The sequence below is a fragment of the Streptomyces sp. NBC_00212 genome, from assembly GCF_045206365.1.
Taxonomy (GTDB): domain Bacteria; phylum Actinomycetota; class Actinomycetes; order Streptomycetales; family Streptomycetaceae; genus Streptomyces.
In genome coordinates this window covers 4,638,966-4,655,098 of record NZ_CP108115.1, presented here as the reverse complement: position 1 = coordinate 4,655,098, position 16,133 = coordinate 4,638,966, and the positions used below count along the sequence as shown (strand labels likewise).

General features: G+C 69.0%; 16 protein-coding genes, 1 tRNA gene and 4 pseudogenes. 8 read left to right on the top strand and 13 right to left on the bottom strand.

The window, feature by feature from the left end; genetic code table 11:
* Positions 1–31: 31 nt before the first annotated feature.
* On the bottom strand, positions 32–1,069 hold the full coding sequence (locus OHA17_RS21400) for an MraY family glycosyltransferase (RefSeq protein ID WP_406507934.1): 1,038 nt from the start codon (positions 1,067–1,069) through the stop codon (positions 32–34).
* A 13-nt stretch (positions 1,070–1,082) separates the two neighbouring features.
* On the bottom strand, positions 1,083–1,937 hold the full coding sequence (locus OHA17_RS21395) for an NAD-dependent epimerase/dehydratase family protein (RefSeq protein WP_406507933.1): 855 nt from the start codon (positions 1,935–1,937) through the stop codon (positions 1,083–1,085).
* A gap of 249 nt (positions 1,938–2,186) precedes the next feature.
* On the opposite strand from OHA17_RS21395, the gene OHA17_RS21390 reads away from it, so the two are divergent.
* Entirely contained in the window at positions 2,187–4,454 is a 2,268-nt protein-coding gene (locus tag OHA17_RS21390; protein WP_406507932.1) for a (Fe-S)-binding protein, read from the top strand.
* A gap of 137 nt (positions 4,455–4,591) precedes the next feature.
* Here the strand turns inward: OHA17_RS21390 and OHA17_RS21385 are convergent, their stop codons facing one another.
* On the bottom strand, positions 4,592–5,719 hold the full coding sequence (locus tag OHA17_RS21385) for a hypothetical protein (RefSeq protein ID WP_406507931.1): 1,128 nt from the start codon (positions 5,717–5,719) through the stop codon (positions 4,592–4,594).
* 348 nt (positions 5,720–6,067) lie between these two features.
* Between OHA17_RS21385 and OHA17_RS21380 the strand changes: the two genes are divergently transcribed.
* The gene (locus tag OHA17_RS21380; protein ID WP_406507930.1) at positions 6,068–7,030 is read left to right on the top strand and encodes a Yip1 family protein; all 963 of its coding nucleotides are present in this window, start codon (positions 6,068–6,070) and stop codon (positions 7,028–7,030) included.
* Positions 7,031–7,100: 70 nt separating this feature from the next.
* On the opposite strand, the gene OHA17_RS21375 is transcribed toward OHA17_RS21380, so the two are convergent.
* From OHA17_RS21375 to OHA17_RS21365, 3 genes are all read right to left on the bottom strand, one after another.
* Complete coding sequence (locus tag OHA17_RS21375; RefSeq protein ID WP_114040692.1) at positions 7,101–7,607, bottom strand: phosphoribosyltransferase; 507 nt, start codon at positions 7,605–7,607, stop codon at positions 7,101–7,103.
* 2 nt (positions 7,608–7,609) lie between these two features.
* Complete coding sequence (gene dcd / locus OHA17_RS21370; protein WP_053726460.1) at positions 7,610–8,185, bottom strand: dCTP deaminase; 576 nt, start codon at positions 8,183–8,185, stop codon at positions 7,610–7,612.
* Positions 8,186–8,264: 79 nt separating this feature from the next.
* On the bottom strand, positions 8,265–8,450 hold the full coding sequence (locus OHA17_RS21365) for a hypothetical protein (RefSeq protein WP_159047789.1): 186 nt from the start codon (positions 8,448–8,450) through the stop codon (positions 8,265–8,267).
* Between the two features lie 229 nt (positions 8,451–8,679).
* Here OHA17_RS21365 and OHA17_RS21360 point away from each other — a divergent pair.
* Together OHA17_RS21360 and OHA17_RS21355 are read left to right on the top strand one after the other, a co-directional pair.
* Positions 8,680–8,753, top strand: a tRNA-Gly gene (locus tag OHA17_RS21360).
* Positions 8,754–8,966: 213 nt separating this feature from the next.
* Positions 8,967–9,563, top strand: coding sequence for a hypothetical protein (locus OHA17_RS21355; protein WP_406507929.1), 597 nt, complete (start codon positions 8,967–8,969; stop codon positions 9,561–9,563).
* Between the two features lie 67 nt (positions 9,564–9,630).
* On the opposite strand, the pseudogene OHA17_RS21350 reads toward OHA17_RS21355, so the two are convergent.
* From OHA17_RS21350 to OHA17_RS21340, 3 pseudogenes are all read right to left on the bottom strand, one after another.
* A pseudogene (locus OHA17_RS21350) lies at positions 9,631–10,427 on the bottom strand (tyrosine-type recombinase/integrase); the annotation flags it as partial.
* Positions 10,427–10,639, bottom strand: a pseudogene (locus tag OHA17_RS21345) (helix-turn-helix domain-containing protein). The pseudogenes OHA17_RS21345 and OHA17_RS21350, both read right to left, overlap by 1 nt.
* 92 nt (positions 10,640–10,731) lie before the next feature.
* Positions 10,732–10,950 (bottom strand): annotated as a pseudogene (locus tag OHA17_RS21340) (ArsR/SmtB family transcription factor); the annotation flags it as partial.
* A 377-nt stretch (positions 10,951–11,327) separates the two neighbouring features.
* Here OHA17_RS21340 and OHA17_RS21335 point away from each other — a divergent pair.
* From OHA17_RS21335 to OHA17_RS21320, 4 genes are all read left to right on the top strand, one after another.
* A complete protein-coding gene (locus OHA17_RS21335; RefSeq protein ID WP_399247460.1) occupies positions 11,328–11,531 on the top strand; it encodes a cold-shock protein in 204 nt (67 codons plus the stop codon).
* A gap of 308 nt (positions 11,532–11,839) precedes the next feature.
* Complete coding sequence (locus OHA17_RS21330) at positions 11,840–13,354, top strand: DEAD/DEAH box helicase (protein ID WP_406507928.1); 1,515 nt, start codon at positions 11,840–11,842, stop codon at positions 13,352–13,354.
* 46 nt (positions 13,355–13,400) lie between these two features.
* Positions 13,401–13,805, top strand: coding sequence for a CBS domain-containing protein (locus tag OHA17_RS21325; RefSeq protein WP_406507927.1), 405 nt, complete (start codon positions 13,401–13,403; stop codon positions 13,803–13,805).
* A gap of 49 nt (positions 13,806–13,854) precedes the next feature.
* Positions 13,855–14,166: an SCO5918 family protein gene (locus tag OHA17_RS21320; RefSeq protein ID WP_406507926.1), complete on the top strand. Its 312-nt coding sequence runs from the start codon at positions 13,855–13,857 to the stop codon at positions 14,164–14,166.
* Positions 14,167–14,269: 103 nt separating this feature from the next.
* Here OHA17_RS21320 and OHA17_RS21315 read toward each other — a convergent pair whose 3' ends face one another.
* From OHA17_RS21315 to OHA17_RS21300, 4 genes and pseudogenes are all read right to left on the bottom strand, one after another.
* A complete protein-coding gene (locus tag OHA17_RS21315) occupies positions 14,270–14,629 on the bottom strand; it encodes a hypothetical protein (RefSeq protein WP_406507925.1) in 360 nt (119 codons plus the stop codon).
* A 382-nt stretch (positions 14,630–15,011) separates the two neighbouring features.
* Positions 15,012–15,185: a hypothetical protein gene (locus OHA17_RS21310; protein WP_406507924.1), complete on the bottom strand. Its 174-nt coding sequence runs from the start codon at positions 15,183–15,185 to the stop codon at positions 15,012–15,014.
* Between the two features lie 28 nt (positions 15,186–15,213).
* Positions 15,214–15,570: a PRC-barrel domain-containing protein gene (locus tag OHA17_RS21305; RefSeq protein WP_406507923.1), complete on the bottom strand. Its 357-nt coding sequence runs from the start codon at positions 15,568–15,570 to the stop codon at positions 15,214–15,216.
* Positions 15,571–15,671: 101 nt separating this feature from the next.
* Positions 15,672–15,812 (bottom strand): annotated as a pseudogene (locus OHA17_RS21300) (HTTM domain-containing protein); the annotation flags it as partial.
* Positions 15,813–16,133: the final 321 nt, after the last annotated feature.

Below are 16,133 nucleotides of genomic sequence, written 5' to 3'. Positions count from 1 at the left end.
ACTGCTCCTGCCGAAATCGCTGGAAACGGGTTCATCCCCGGCCACCGGCCAGGTCGGCGGCGGCGGCGCTCTCCTTGGGGGTGCGGGCGTGCGGGGCGCGGCGGTGCGCGGCATCTCCGTACACCGGGACCCGGAGCAGCAGCACGACCGCGACGGGCACGACGAGACCGAGCGGCAGCACCGCGACGGGGTCGACGCGCCCGTCGTGGATCTGGAGCCCGACGACCGTGGCGGTCAGCGACGCGACGCCGAGGACGACGGCCGAGCCCGGCGTGGTGAGCCCCAGCTTCCGCAGCCGGTGGGCGATGTGGTCGCCGCCGCCGCGCAGCATCGGGCGGCCCGCGCGGCGGCGCGAGACCAGCACGAGCAGGGTGTCGGTGAGGACGACGAGGGTGAGCGCGAAGAGCTCGGCGGCGGTCTGCGCGCCGGGCGCCCCGGTGTGCACGGCGACCGCCGAGGAGGCGAGCAGGAACCCGGTGAACAGGGAGCCGCAGTCACCTAGATGGATGCGGGCCGGATACCAGTTGTGCAGCAGGAACCCGGTCAGCGCCGCGGCGAGCACGCTCAGGAGCAGCCCGTGGCCGGGGTGTCCATCGGCGATCGCGCACACCGCGAGGCCGAGCGCGGTGACGGCGGCGACCGCGCCCATCGCGCCGTCGGAGCTGTCCAGGAGCTGGAAGGCGTGGGTGACGAAGACGATCCACAGCACCGCGAGCGCGCCCGCGCCCGGCGAGAGCCCGGCCAGCGTGACGACGCCGGTCGCGGCCGCCACCTCCACCGCGAGCCGCACCCGTACACCCAGCGGCCGCAGGTCTCCGACCAGGCCGAGCAGCGCGACCGCCCCGGCCGCGGCGAGCAGCGGCGCGACCCCTTCGCCGAGTTCGGCGACGTCGAGCAGCGGCCCCGCGCAGGCCACCCCGAGCGTGACCAGCGCGACGGCGATGCCGCCCAGGTGCGGGGTGGTGTCGCGGCCCCTGCGGCCGAACCTCAGCATCAGGGCGCGGATCAGGGCGGCGAGCAGGGCGGTCAGTACGACGGCCGCCGTCGCGGCCGCGAGCCCGTGCAGCATGTCGGCCGCCCCCTCAGCCGAGGTGGTGCCCGGCCGGCGACGCGGCGCGCGCTCGCAGGCCCGGCAGGACGACGGGGGCTTCGGCGCGGGCGCGGGCGATCGCCGCGTCCAGGATGTCGTCGAGGGAGCGGGCGGGCCGCCACCCGGTCAGCTCGCACAGCGGCGCCGTATCGAGGGGCCGGACGGCCTTCCGGTACGCCTCGTGCGGGACGCGGTCGCCGACGTGGGGGTAGTGGCGGACGACGGACGCCCCGCCGCTGCGGGCCAGGGTGCGTTCGGCCAGGGCCATCACGGTGATCTCCTCGCTGCCTGCGATGTCGAAGTCGGCGCCCGCCGCGCCGGGGCGATCGAGCAGGGCGAGCAGCGCGTCGACGGCGTCGGCGACGTCGAGGAAGCGGCACGCGCGGTTGCCGTCGCCGTGCACCACCAGGGGATCGCCCGCGACCGCCCGGCGCACGAGCCGGGTCAGCAGGGTCGCGTGCCCGGGCGACTGGCGCGGCCCGACGGTGTCGCCATGGCGTACGACGGTGGCGCCGCAGGCCGCCTCGCCGCGGCCGTCCGCCGCCGCGATCAGGAGCCGTCGGCCGTGCCGCAGGGCGGCCGCTCCGATGGCGCCGGCCGCGGGCGCGAGGTGGACCACGGTGTCGCAGCGGGCGGTGAGTTCGTCGGTCAGGCGCTCGTCCAGGACCGAGCCGCGCACGAAGCGCAGCCGCGGATCGGACCAGACGGCGCCGAGGTTGGCGCGGGCGCCGGTGGACAGGTCGTCGAGCACGAGCACGGTGTGGCCCTGGCCGAGCAGCGCATCGGCGAGGTGCGAGCCGATGAATCCGGCACCACCGGTGACGAGGTACGTGGCGGGAGCTGGCATGGGGACGCCCATTCGGTTCGACCGATGTTGCGGACAACAAGTTAGTTTGTTATGTCCCCATATGTGGTGAATAACACGATGGATATCCGGCACCGACCAAGGGCACGCTGAGCGACACAGATCACCGCTTGCGCGGCTACAGTGCGGCGGTAGAAGTGGGTACGCTCAGGTGGACTGGATAAGTTACTGCTTAGTAATGCGTCCGGGCCCGTCCCCGTAACCCACCTCGCAGGCCCGAGGAGCCCCCTCATGCAACTCGCCGCGATCATCGTGTCGCTGGTCCTAATCGCGGTCGGCGTAGCGCTGTTCGGCCGTGCCCTCGTGCAGATCTACCGCTTCGTGCGGCTCGGCCAGAACGTGCCGGCCGGTACCCGCACGGCCGATCCCTACCGGCGTGCGGTCACCGTGGTGAAGGAGTTCCTCGGCCACACCCGCATGAACAAGTGGGGCATCGTCGGCGTCGCGCACTGGTTCGTGGCCGTGGGCTTCTTCTCGCTGCTCCTGACGATCGTCAACGCGATCGGCCAGCTCTTCAAGGCCGACTGGATCCTGCCGATCATCGGCGACTGGGCGCCGTACAACGTGTTCGTCGAGTTCCTCGGGACGATGACGACGCTCGGCATCCTCACCCTGATCGTCATCCGGCAGCTGAACCGGCCGGGCCGGCCGGGCCGCAAGTCCCGGTTCGCGGGCTCGAACACCGGCCAGGCGTACTTCGTCGAGGCCGTCATCCTCATCGTCGGCGTCTGCATCTTCACGCTGCACGCGCTTGAGGGCGCCCAGCACCACGTCGACGGCTACGAGGCCTCGTTCTTCGTCTCGTACCCGGTGGTCGCCTGGTTCCGCGGCATGGACCTGTCCACGCTGCAGAACCTCACGTACTTCTTCGCGGGCCTGAAGATCGCGACGTCGTTCATCTGGATGATCACGGTCGCGCTCAAGACCGACATGGGCGTCGCCTGGCACCGCTTCCTGGCCTTCCCGAACATCTTCTTCAAGCGCGAGTCGGACGGCGGCGTCGCGCTCGGCGCGCTCCAGCCGATGGCCTCCGGCGGCAAGCTCGTCGACTTCGAGGACCCGGGCGAGGACGACGTCTACGGCGTCTCGCAGATCGAGCACTTCTCCTGGAAGGGCATCCTCGACTTCTCCACCTGCACCGAGTGCGGGCGTTGCCAGTCGCAGTGCCCCGCCTGGAACACGGGCAAGCCGCTCTCCCCCAAGCTCCTGATCATGTCCCTGCGCGACCACGCGCACGCCAAGGCCCCGTACCTGCTCGCGGGCGGCGGCAAGGACATGGAGGGGAACGAGAAGGCAACGGAGGAGCAGCTCAAGGACGTCCCGGCGGCCGCCCTCGCGGAGGCCGAGCGCCCGCTGATCGGCACCGTCGAAGAGAACGGCGTCATCGACCCGGACGTCCTGTGGTCCTGCACCACCTGCGGCGCCTGTGTCGAGCAGTGTCCGGTCGACATCGAGCACATCGACCACATCGTCGACATGCGCCGCTACCAGGTGATGATCGAGTCCGCGTTCCCGTCCGAGGCGGGCACGATGCTCAAGAACCTGGAGAAGAAGGGCAACCCCTGGGGGCTCGCCAAGAAGCAGCGCGTCGAGTGGACCAAGGAGGTCGACTTCGAGGTCCCGATCGTCGGCAAGGACATCGAGGACCTCACCGAGGTCGACTACCTGTACTGGGTCGGCTGCGCGGGCGCCCTCGAAGACCGGGCGAAGAAGACCACCAAGGCCTTCGCCGAGCTGCTGCACATGGCGGGCGTCAAGTTCGCGATCATGGGCGGCGACGAGAAGTGCACCGGTGACTCGGCCCGCCGCCTCGGCAACGAGCCGCTGTTCCAGCAGCTCGGCCAGGAGAACGTGGCCATGCTGAACATGGCGTACGGGGAAGACGACGAGGACCCGTCGACGCGCAAGCCCAAGTCGTCGAAGAAGATCGTCGCGACCTGCCCGCACTGCTTCAACACGATCGCGAACGAGTACCCGCAGCTGGGCGGCGAGTTCGAGGTCATCCACCACACGCAGCTGCTCCAGCACCTCATCGACGAGGGCAAGCTGGTCCCGGTCACCCCGGTCGACGGTCTGATCACGTACCACGACCCGTGCTACCTGGGCCGTCACAACAAGGTCTACACGCCCCCGCGCGAGATCATGTCGGCCGTCCCGGGCCTGCGTCAGCAGGAGATGCACCGCCACAAGGAGCGCGGCTTCTGCTGCGGCGCCGGCGGCGCGCGCATGTGGATGGAGGAGCGGATCGGCAAGCGCATCAACAACGAGCGCGTGGACGAGGCCCTGTCCCTCAACCCGGACATCGTCTCGACGGCCTGCCCGTTCTGCCTCGTCATGCTGACGGACTCCGTCAACGGCAAGAAGAACGACGGGAAGGCCAAGGAGAACCTCCAGGTCGTGGACGTGGCGCAGCTGCTCCTCGACTCGGTGAAGACCCCCGTGGACCCGGCCGGCACCGCGGAGGCGGAGAGCGAGCCGGAGCCCGAGCCGGTGAAGTAACACCGGTTCGGACGCACCTGCCGTACGCACACGTCGTACGCGCCTGTCATACGCGCCTGTCCTGCGCACACGGAAGCGGCCGGTTCTGCCCGAAGGCAGAGCCGGCCGCTTCCGTCGTATCAGGGTCGCGCCAGGGGTCAGCGCTGGCCGCCGCGGCGGCGCAGCATCGCGAAGCCGAGGCCCGCGGCACCCGCGGCGGCCAGGCCACCACCGGCGGCGATCATCGGGGCTTGGTCGGAGGAGGCGCCCGTGACGCCCTCGGCACCGGCCTTGACGCCGCCCTTGGGGATGACGCCGGTGGCGGTCTTGACGGTCTTGTCCTGCTTCTTCTTGCCGTCCTTCTGGACGGTGTACTTCTCGATCAGCTTGCCGTTGAAGTCGTAGACCCAGCTGTCGCCACCGTTCTTGCCGTCGATGACGACGAACTTGTAGACACCCTTGCCGGCGTTGACGATCTTGTAGGTCCAGCCGTCGTTGAGGGCCGACGGGTCCTTGAGGTCGATCGCGCCGAGGAAGTTCCCGTTCGGCATGGAGATCTCGACGCGCGGGCCGTTGGTGGTCTTGATCAGCTTGGCGATGCGGCCGTCGGGCATCGTGATCTTCGCGGAAGAGATCACGTCGGACTTCTTGTCGTCCTTCTTCCGCTCGTCCTTCTTGGCCCGGTCCTTCCGCTCGTCCTTCTTGCCGTCCCTCTTGTCGTCCCTCTTGTCGTCCCTCTTGCCGCCGTCGACCCAGGAGGTGACGGTGCCGTCCGGGTTCAGCACGACGTACAGGCCATTGTTCTGGCCGGTGGCGGAGGCGCCCTTGGCGACGAGGGTGTCGAGCTTGCTGCCGTTGGCCCAGATCTCGGCCTCGTAGTGGTTCTGGCCGAGCTTGTAGACCTTGGCGACCGAGCCGTCCGCGAGCTTGACGGACTTCACGAAGGAGCGAGCGCCGTCCTTCTTCTCGGTGTCGTCCTTCTTCGACTCGTCCTTCTTCTCGCCCTTGCCGGACTCGTTCTTCTTGGACTCGTCCTTCTTGCTGTCGTCCTTCTTGCTGTCGTCCTTGTCCGGCAGAACCTGGTCCTTCTGGTCCTTGGGGTCCTTCTGGTCCTGCTTCTGGTCCTGCTTCGGGTCCTCGGTGCCCGGCAGCACCTGCGGCTGGGTCTGCGGGTCGGACGGGGCGGTGGGCGAGTCGGCGAAGGCGGCACCGGCCGGGAGGGCGAGAGCGGCGATGGCTCCGGTGGCGATGGCGGCGGTGCGGAGGGTACGGCGAGTGGCGCGCATGGGTGCTCTTCCTCGTGGCGTAGAAGCGTGAAGCTTGTTTGTTATGTCGTGTCTGTGGCCCTTTGTGGCGGCGACATCAACAAAGCTACGAGTGCGATGTTTGGGTAATGCGTAGGCAATGTAACGGCTACCTCCTGCTTCGGGTGCAGCTGTGTAAATCGCTCGGAATTCAACCAAACCAGGCAGAAATCGGCACCCTCCGCATTCGCCCCCTCACTCGGTGGCAAACGCAGAACCCCTCGGAAAGCCCCGCCCGCTCCCCCTAGGGGATGTCACAGCTCAGCCGCAAAGGCGTCCGGTTCCGGCGGCCCCCGGTTGGCGTACCGGCGGAACAGGTACGTTCGATTCGTGGCTGGATTCAGGATGGGACGCGGCGGCCGGGACAACAACCGCCCCCCGCGGCAACCGCAACAACAAGGGCAGCAGCAGGCGCCGGCACAGCAGTGGCCGGACGACCGGCAGCAGCCGCAGTACGGGCATGGGCAGGGGCACGCACAGCAGCGACCGCAGAGTTACGGGCAGGGACAGCCGCCGCAGTACGGGGGCGGGCAGCCGCAGTACCGGCAGCCCTACCCGCAGCAGGACGAGCCGGAGTACTTCGGCGACCCGTACTACCCGGGTCAGGGCCAGGGCCAGCCGCAGGGCTACGCCCCCGCCCAGGACCCGTACGCGAACAACCCGGGCCACACCCAGGCGTTCAGCATCGGCGAGGACCCGTACGGCGACGGCGCGACCTACCGGGCGGGCGCGGTCACGGCCCCGCCGAGCGGCCCCCGCCTGCACTGGAAGGAGCTCCTGTCCGGCATCGTGATGCGGCCGGGCCCGACCTTCTGGCAGATGCGGGACTACCCCGTGTGGGGCCCGGCGCTGATCGTCACGTTCCTCTACGGAATGCTGGCGATCTTCGGCTTCGACAAGGCCCGCGAGGACGTCATCAGCACCGCGCTGTCCAAGGCGGCCCCGGTGGTCCTCACCACCGGCGTCGTGTTCGTGATCGGCGGCCTGATCCTCGGCGCGGTCACGCACACGCTGGCCCGCCAGCTGGGCGGCGACGGCGCGTGGCAGCCGACGGTGGGCCTCTCCATGCTGATCATGTCCCTGACGGACGCCCCGCGCCTGCTGCTCGCCCTGTTCCTGGGCGGCAACAACGGCGTGGTCCAGATCCTGGGCTGGGCGACGTGGCTGGCCGCGGGCGCGCTGTTCACCTCGATGGTGAGCAAGTCCCACGACCTGCCGTGGCCCAAGGCGCTGGGAGCGTCCGCGATCCAGCTGATCGCGCTGTTGTCGCTGATCAAACTGGGCACGATCTAGCCGTACGCAAGTGAATGGGCCCCGCCGGACGATGCCGGCGGGGCCCATTCACTTGTCTACAGCTGGGGGCTCAGGCGTCGAGAACCTGACCCTCACGCCGGACGACGGGAGGCTCGACGGACCAAGGGAAGTTGATCCACTCATCCGTCCGCTTCCAGACGTACTCACACTTCACGAGGGAGTGGGACTTCTCGTAGATGACGGCGCTGCGGACCTCGGCGACGTGGTCGAGGCAGAAGTCGTGCACCAGCTTGAGCGTCTTGCCGGTGTCGGCCACGTCGTCCGTGATCAGGACCTTCTTGCCGGAGAAGTCGATGGCGTTGGGCACCGGGGCCAGCATGACCGGCATTTCGAGCGTGGTGCCGACACCGGTGTAGAACTCGACGTTCACCAGGTGGATGTTCTTGCAGTCGAGGGCGTAGGCGAGCCCGCCGGCGACGAAGACGCCGCCGCGCGCGATGGAGACCACGATGTCGGGCTCGTAGCCGTCGTCGGCGATGGTCTGCGCGAGCTCGCGGATCGCACCGCCGAACTTCTCGTAGGTGAGGTTCTCGCGCACGTCGTTCTGGTCGTTCATGCTCACACCTGGGTCCGATGGAAATTGAGGAAGGACCGCGAGGCGGTCGGCCCCCGCTGGCCCTGGTAACGCGACCCGTACCGCTGGGACCCGTAAGGCTCCTCGGCGGACGAGCTGAGCCGGAACAGACACAGCTGCCCGATCTTCATCCCGGGCCACAGCTTTATCGGCAGCGTGGCGACGTTGGAGAGCTCAAGGGTTACGTGTCCGGAGAACCCGGGGTCGATGAACCCGGCGGTGGAGTGCGTGACGAGCCCGAGCCGCCCGAGCGAGCTCTTGCCTTCGAGGCGGCTGGCGAGGTCATCGGGAAGCGTGATGACCTCATACGTGGAGGCGAGCACGAACTCGCCGGGGTGCAGGATGAACGCCTCGTCGCCTTCCGGCTCGACGAGCCGGGTGAGGTCGGCCTGCTCTACGGCGGGGTCGATGTGCGGGTAGCGGTGGTTCTCGAACACCCGGAAGAAGCGGTCGAGGCGCACGTCGATGCTGGACGGCTGCACCATGGATTCGTCGTAGGGATCGAGCCGTACCCGCCCGGCGTCGATCTCGGCCCGGATGTCCTTGTCTGAGAGAAGCACTCCCCGAGGATACGCAAGGCGCGCGGCCCGCCCCAATCGGACGGCCCGCGCGCCTGTGGGCCCCGGTACTGAAGGGGCGCTACCGCTGTTCGGGCAGCACGGGCACGGCATGTCGCAGCCGGGCACACCGCGGACAGCGGATCAGCCGGCCGGGCCCGATCCGGCCGGTGCCGAGCTGCTGCATCGGAAACGAATCCGTGGTGAAGACGTGCCCTCCGGCGCAGCGGACGACGGTGCGCTCCAACGAGTCCATCAAGTCGCTCAAGTCCCTTCCCCAACAAGCCTGGACGGAGAAAACACCACATTAGGGGATGAACAGGACGCGACTCCACGCGGCACTCCGCCGACGCACACGCCCTCCACGGTACGCCCCAACTCCCCCCGCCCGCACGGTGATCCCGGCCCCCGACAGCACGCCGGCCCCCGGTGAATCCACCGGGGGCCGGGCATGGGGTAAAGTGAGCGAGGACCGCTTCCCCACGGGAAACGATCACGCGAGTGTAGTTTAATGGTAGAACATAAGCTTCCCAAGCTTAGAGCGCGGGTTCGATTCCCGTCACTCGCTCCATTCTTCGCCCCCAGGTCAGCGACCTGGGGGCTGTTTGTTGTCTGGACCAATTCGGTCGCTTTTGGGGGCGCCGTGCCCTCCGCGTGCCCTAAGTGGCCCCGAGGGCCCGAGCGGGGAGGGTTTTGTGAGGTCGGCGGGAGTCGATGCTACGACGGCACGGAGCTAGCTTGGCTGCAGGCCGGGCTCACCCGGCCCGGCGGCACGGATGGGCACGTGGTCGCCGAGCTGGTGCCGGGCGGCTTCGCTGCGTACCTGCGCGTCTTCCACCGGTTCGAGGCGTCGGACGGGTCCGGCCGGACGCGGCTCTGGCGTGACTGGGCCGAGAAGAGCGGCGTGCACTTCCACGCCGAGCTGTCGCATTTCTCGCTGCCGGACGAGGAGCGGGTCCCGGGCAGCACCCCGCGGTGGCAGGCGTGGACGGGCCAGCCCGACGAATGGACCCGCCGCGCCGTGGTTCGCGCTCTCACCGGATCCGGCCAGGACCAGCCGGTCTACTTCGCCTACGACTTGGCCGCACTGCTGTGGGGCGGGAGCAAGCCGGTGATCCGCCGTTCCTCCTTGTCTCGGCTGGAGGCAGTGCGGAAGGAAGTCGGTGTCGGCCTCGGCGGCACCGACGAAGGCCCCGAGTTCTGGTGGCCCCAGGACCGCAGTTGGGTGGTTACCAGCGACCACGATCTGCTCTCCACCTATGTCGGATGCTCGGCCGAGGTCGCCGAACGCATCCTTGCCGACGGGGAGATCGAGGCCCTGACCGTGACGCCGGAAACTCGTGTCGACTGGTACGCGGACGAGATCAACGCACGGGCTTGAACTTCACCTCCGCCCCGTCCCGGGGAGGCGGGCTTGGCCGGGGCTGGCAAGATCCCCGCATGCAGACGGTGTGGCGGAGGTCGTAGAAGCGGAAGTCGTCCGGCAGCCCGACCAGCGCGCGGGCCTTGCACCACTTGCGGCCGAAGGTCGTACGGCGGAAGGGGGCGCCCTTCTCTCCGCCTTGGTGACGTAGACCGCGAGCGGATCGAGGCTGACGTCCGGGCGGCGGAGGGCGGCCTGCTCCTCCGGGCGCATAGGGCCGTAACGCGGCGAGGTAGATCATCAGCCGCCAGCTCGGGCCCATCGCGTCGGCGACCGCGTCGACCTGAGCGACGGTGGCGACCGGGCGCTCGTCCGGAGATTCCTTGCCCGCGCCCTTGACCCGGCACGGGTTGCGGCGGACCAGCTCGTCGTCGGCGGCCGTCTCCATGATCGCCTTCAGTAGGCGGTGCGCCTTGGCTACCTGGGTCGGGCCGGTGGCCGTGAGGCGCTCGGTCCGCCAGGTGCGTACGTCGGCGGGCTCGATCTCGTCCAAGCGCCAGTCGCCGAAGGTGGGCAGGATGTGGAGGCGGAGGAGGAGTCGGTACAGGTCGGTGGTGGTAACCGCCAGGCCCCGCTCCTCTACCCACTTGAGGGCGAACTCCTCGAAGGGGATCGCTCTCGCCTCAGGGTCGCGCAGACCTTTCGCTCGATGTCGGCCTGGGTGACGTTGAGCCAGGTCTGGGCATCCGTCTTGGACTCGAACGTCTCTGGCGCGGCGCGCCGTTCACCGTCCGGGGCCCAGTAGCGGGCCTGCCGGCTTCCGGAAGGAAGCCTGCGCACGCTGCCGAAGTCGCGCCGCCGCTGCGGCTTGCGCGGCGCCATCAGGCCGCCGGCCTGTAGTCGGCGCGCTTACGGCGTGCGGGCTCGACGGTGCACGCGGCGATGTAGGCATTGAGCGCCGACTCCGCGATGCGGACGTGCTTGCCCAACTTGACTTACCGGATGCGGCGTTCGGCGATGAGCCGCCGCACGAAGCGCACACCGGTACCCAGACACTCGGCGGCCTCGGCGACGGTGAGGAGGCGCTCAGCCATGCAGGTTCACCTCCTTCGCAGCGGAGAGGAGGGCGTGCGGGAGGGCAGGGGGCATTGCGGTTCGGCGCAAGGAGGTTCTTCGTCCGGCACGGAGCGACGACGGCCGCCCGCAGATCGTCAAGCGCATGGCCGAGGCGTTCGCCGGCGAGCTCGTAGCGGGTGCGGCGGCCGTCGGGCACTGTGATCACCAGGCCGCAGTCGCGAAGGCAGGCAAGGTGGTTCGACAGGCGGGTGCGGGAGATGCCCAGGGCATCGGCAAGATCGGCCGGGTAGGCCGGGGCCTGGCGCAGAGCGAGCAGGATGCGGGCTCGACGAAGACGAGGTCGAGACGGCGACCACGACGGCGACCTCCACCGAGTCCAGGACGCGGCGGGAGAATCGCTGCGACGCTGCACTCGGGGTGAATCAATATCTGTGCCCGCGGCCTGAGAGTTTAACGGGCCCCGCAGGGAGAGTTTTTGCCACAACGCACAGGGTGGAATTATTTTACATACACAAGCCACTTCGGCGTGCTACTGTCGATCTCGGTTGCAGTTTTGGTACCCAAAAACTTCAGCGCGTCCAGTCGGCCTCCGCGCCATATGGAAGCGCTTTATATTCCGGGCCATTTTCCGGGCGGGGCATCATCGCGGCGACACAGTGTCCGTACAGTGCGGGTGCTGGTGTACTGCCCCATAGGAGATATGACATGGCTGCCGGCACCGTGAAGTGGTTCAACGCGGCAAAGGGTTTCGGTTTCATCGAGCAGGACGGTGGCGGCCCTGACGTGTTCGCCCACTTCTCGAACATCGCCGCCCAGGGCTTCCGCGAGCTGCTCGAAGGCCAGAAGGTCACCTTCGACATCGCGCAGGGCCAGAAGGGCCCGACGGCCGAGAACATCGTTCCCGCCTGACGCTGAAGCGCATTGTGTAGCTGGGGCCCGCATCCCTCGGGGTGCGGGCCCCAGCTACATGCATTTCCGCAGCGGTTTCGCCTGCGGAGTCAGAATCTTCAGAGATACGGCCTCCTCGGATCCCGCCCTGGCCGATGTACTGGATTTCGCGTCCATATGACATCACTCATTCCAGCGACTTCGCCCGTACGGATTTTCCGTGGGCCAGGTTCGCTTTCCCATTTCGTTCGGCCCGTTCTTGTGATTCCCCGCGCTGCTCGTCCGCTGCGGGAATTCCTTGATACGTGCCGTATCAAGGAAGGTTCTGCATGAACCCCACACGTACGAACGACCGCTCCTCCCGCACCCGCCGCCGCACCGGCGGCCCCGCTTTCGGCTCCGCCTCCGGAGCGGTTCGGGGCAGTCGCTTCGGCTCGTCCGCCCCGAGCCGCTCCAAAGGTCCGAGCCGTTCGGGCGGCTACGGCCGCCGGCCCGCCGCGGTCCAGGGCGAGTTCGCCCTGCCGAAGACGATCACCCCCGCGCTTCCCGCCGTCGAGGTGTTCAGCGACCTCGACATGCCCGCCGCGCTCCTGGCCGCGCTCACCGCGCAGGGCGTGTCCGCGCCGTTCCCGATCCAGGGCGCAACCCTGCCGAACTCCCTCGCGGGCCGTGACGTGCTGGGCCGCGGCCGTACCGGCTCCGGCAAGACCCTCGCCTTCGGCCTGGCCCTGCTGGCCCGCACCGCCGGGCAGCGCGCCGAGCCCCGCCAGCCGCTCGCCCTCATCCTCGTCCCCACTCGTGAGTTGGCCCAGCAGGTGACCGACGCCCTTACTCCGTACGCTCGCGCGGTCAAGCTTCGCCTGGCGACCGTGGTCGGCGGCATGCCCATCGGCCGCCAGGCCGGCGCGCTGCGCTCCGGCGCCGAGGTCGTCGTGGCCACGCCGGGCCGGCTCAAGGACCTCATCGACCGCGGCGACTGCCGCCTGAACCAGGTCGCCATCACCGTCCTCGACGAAGCCGACCAGATGGCCGACATGGGCTTCATGCCCCAGGTCACCGCCCTCCTGGACCAGGTACGCCCTGAGGGCCAACGGATGCTGTTCTCCGCGACCTTGGACCGCAACGTCGACCTCCTGGTCCGCCGCTACCTCACGGACCCCGTCGTCCACTCCGTGGATCCCTCCCAGGGCGCGGTCACCACGATGGAGCACCACGTCCTGCACGTGCACGGCGCGGACAAGCAGGCCACCACCACCGAGATCGCCGCCCGTGACGGCCGCGTGATCATGTTCCTCGACACCAAGCACGCCGTGGACCGCCTCACCCAGGACCTCCTCAACAGCGGAGTCCGCGCCGCGGCCCTGCACGGCGGGAAGTCCCAGCCCCAGCGCACCCGGACGCTGGCCCAGTTCAAGACCGGACACGTAACCGTCCTGGTCGCCACGAACGTCGCGGCCCGCGGCATCCACGTCGACAACCTCGACCTCGTCGTCAACGTCGACCCGCCGACCGACCACAAGGACTACCTCCACCGCGGCGGCCGCACCGCCCGCGCCGGAGAATCCGGCAGCGTCGTCACGCTCGTCACGCCCAACCAGCGCCGCGACATGAGCCGCCTGATGGCCACCGCGGGGATCGTGCCGCAGACCACCCAAGTGCGCTCCGGGGACGCCGAGTTGAACCGCATCACCGGCGCCCAGGCCCCCTCCGGGATCCCCGTCACCATCACCGCACCGGTGTCCGCGCGGCCCAAGCGCGGCGCAGCCTCCCGTGGTCGACGCAGTCCCGCTTCGGCTGCCCGGCGCATGAGCGTGCGGCAGTCCGCCTTTGATGCGGCGGCCTGAGAACCACGTGATCAGGAAACCGACCCATCTCCGCAGGAGGCACGTTTTGACGCTGGTCCAGATGCAGCCCCGCCCGGCGAGTGCCAACGCTCCGCACCGGACGGTGGTCGACGCCATGGAAGCGGCCGGCCCGCAGGTCTGTGACGACATGACGGTCGAAGTGGCCCTGTCCGTCATGACCAGTGCCCGCGCGGGACATCTGCTCGTCTGCGACAACGACGGCCTGTGCACCCAACTGGTCACCCAGGCCCAGCTCGCCGCCGTCCGTGACAGTGCCGCGTACACGGACCGGGTCCGGCTGCGCGACGTCCTCGACGACCGCGGGCCGTTCGCCTCACCCCTGACCACGATGGCCGAGGCCGAACACCCGATGCGCCACCGCCGCTTCGATGCCCTGCCCGTCGTCGACGAACAAGGCGGCGCTCCGAGCGTCCTCGCCCTTGCCCGCTGAACCACCTCACCGCGGCACGACCGTCCCCCTCCTCTTCCTGTGAGGCATCATGCGCTGTGTCATCGCCCGGTTCCCGTTCGACCTCACCAAGAGCGACGTCCTGGAATCGATGAAGGGCATCAAGCCCGAGCAGGTCGCCGGCGAGTCCGTGACCATCGGCCGCCGCACCTACCCCGTCAAGCAGGTCGGCCAGGTCATCACACGCCAGGACCCCCGCGACTTCAGCGTCGGCGAAGTCCTCCGGGCCATGACCCAGCTCGGCTTCACCTGCCGGGGCCTTCCCCAGGCAGCCGCGCCCACGCGCGTCCTCAGCCCGCTCCAAAAGGCATCCGCGATGCTCGGCGTCCCGGTGACCGTCTGACCGACGGGCCCGGGGCGGGCCGGCACGAGCACAGCAGTGGGGCCCGACCGGCACACCGGTCGGGCCCTCCCGCGTACCGACGGTTCCTCTACGTCGTGGTGTGTCAGTGGTCGGAGTAGCTGAAGTCGCCCACGGTCCAGGCGCTGACGTCCGCGATCGAGACGCGATACATCCCACCCGTCTCCGGGATCCCCACCGTGCCCTGGAGGATGCGGGCGACGTGGAAGTGCAGATGCGTGGGCGGGCCCTCCCCGCGTGTCATGGCGGTGAAGTCGGCGGAGAACTCGCCCAGTTGGGGCGAGTCCGTCAGGACCTCCGACACTCGCTGCCTCCACACGGCTTCGGGAGCCAGCCGGCCGGTGATGACAGCACCACCGGTGACCACGGTCAGGGACATCTGATTGCTCTGCCCGGACTCGACCGAGGTGGCGACGTCAACGAGCAGTTCGTCAGGCTTCGACATGAGAGCCGATTCTATTCACTGGCCGTCCCACCCGCTCGGGCGGTCGCACTACCGGGCGAGAAGGGCACTCACGCCACGTCGCCGGCCCGCCGCGGTCAAGACGCTGGAGGTGCGCCGACCCCAACGACGCGGCGCTGGGCCGCACGCTCGGCTCCGTCACCAGCTGCGCCATCCGTCCCAGCCCTTCCATCGCCGGGGAACGTGCAGGTGCCCCCAGCCACACCGCGCACAACGAGACCATGCCCCCGACGGCTGTCCCCTACGTCCCGAATGGCGCCCTGGCCGTCAGCACGCCCGCAGTGGGGACCGTTTCAGCGCGGCTACGAACCTGCTCTTCGGCCACCCGCGGCCGGTCTGACCGCCCGCTCCCCAAAGAGAGGTCTCAACGCAGCGTGCGGTGATGCCGACCGGAGCGCCGGATGTGCAGGACCAGGTACACCAGGGCGGCGACGAACACCACGATGCCGATGATCAGCAGGTAGAGCAGCCCTTCGGCGACGGCGCCGATGATGCCCAGCACGATCGCCACGATGACGAGGATCAGGAAGAGCGTCATGCCGTAAGGCACCTCCTCGGTACGCCGGTCAGCGGCGGGCGAGCTGCCGCTCACCGTTCGCGCCCGGCCGGTAGGGCAGGCCATAGTGCGCGAACACCGCGGCCTCGTCTTCGACCGGCAGGACATCGTCCGTCCCGATCGCCGGGCACTTTTTGACCAGTGACCGGTCGTAGTCGACCTTGACGTAGCCCGGCCCGACGATCGCGCCGTTCAGCGGGACGAAGACCAGGTGGCGGCGGGTGGGCAGCCCCACCTGGACGGTGGCCATGGCGGGCTCGTCGGTGCTGGTGTCCACGTAGACGGCCTCCAGCGTGCCGACCTTACGGCCGCCTGAGGCGACGACGTCGTGGGTCCGCCACTCGCGGATATCCGCGCTCTGGATCATCCCCGGCTTCCCTTCGCACGGCGAAGCACCCGATCCGGTGCACTTCCCAGCCTGCCCCGCAAAGCCCGGCCACACCAGCCTGGCCGCTCGCCGCCTCATCACGTCCGCTGCGCCGCCCGGCGCCACAGCTGAACCAGTGCGGTGCAGAAGCGGTCGGGGAGGAAGACAGCGTCCGCCACCACCATCGCTCCGGAGAAGAGGAGGAGTCCCGTGATCACCGCGATGCCGATGTGCATGCCCAGCGCCTTGCTCCCCGCCCCGCTGCCGTTCGAGGTCGATTACCTCGCCGTCGAACACTCGAAAATCTATGACGGCCGGAGTAGACATTGAGCGACGGCGTGGTTATGGTTTCTCTCGTAGCCCAGAGAGACAGCGGGGCCGGGCAGAGACGAACTGCCGGACAGCAGTACCCGCAGTACACGTAGGTGCAGTGCGCAGGACGGTGCGGCGGTGGAGTTCCGAAGCCAGGGTTGTTGCAGGAAGGCGACGGGACAGACGGCCGGACCGGGTGGCCCGCAGTGATCAGGGGCCGCCATGAGCAGTACCGCAGTAATGCAATGGCA

Coding starts and splice junctions, on each gene's coding strand:
- OHA17_RS21400 (WP_406507934.1), bottom strand. CDS start 1,069: ATGCTGCACGGGCTCGCGGCCGCGACGGCGGCCGTCGTACTGACCGCC.
- OHA17_RS21395 (WP_406507933.1), bottom strand. CDS start 1,937: ATGCCAGCTCCCGCCACGTACCTCGTCACCGGTGGTGCCGGATTCATC.
- OHA17_RS21390 (WP_406507932.1), top strand. CDS start 2,187: ATGCAACTCGCCGCGATCATCGTGTCGCTGGTCCTAATCGCGGTCGGC.
- OHA17_RS21385 (WP_406507931.1), bottom strand. CDS start 5,719: ATGCGCGCCACTCGCCGTACCCTCCGCACCGCCGCCATCGCCACCGGA.
- OHA17_RS21375 (WP_114040692.1), bottom strand. CDS start 7,607: ATGAACGACCAGAACGACGTGCGCGAGAACCTCACCTACGAGAAGTTC.
- OHA17_RS21335 (WP_399247460.1), top strand. CDS start 11,328: ATGGCTGCCGGCACCGTGAAGTGGTTCAACGCGGCAAAGGGTTTCGGT.
- OHA17_RS21330 (WP_406507928.1), top strand. CDS start 11,840: ATGAACCCCACACGTACGAACGACCGCTCCTCCCGCACCCGCCGCCGC.
- OHA17_RS21320 (WP_406507926.1), top strand. CDS start 13,855: ATGCGCTGTGTCATCGCCCGGTTCCCGTTCGACCTCACCAAGAGCGAC.
- OHA17_RS21315 (WP_406507925.1), bottom strand. CDS start 14,629: ATGTCGAAGCCTGACGAACTGCTCGTTGACGTCGCCACCTCGGTCGAG.
- OHA17_RS21310 (WP_406507924.1), bottom strand. CDS start 15,185: ATGACGCTCTTCCTGATCCTCGTCATCGTGGCGATCGTGCTGGGCATC.
- OHA17_RS21305 (WP_406507923.1), bottom strand. CDS start 15,570: ATGATCCAGAGCGCGGATATCCGCGAGTGGCGGACCCACGACGTCGTC.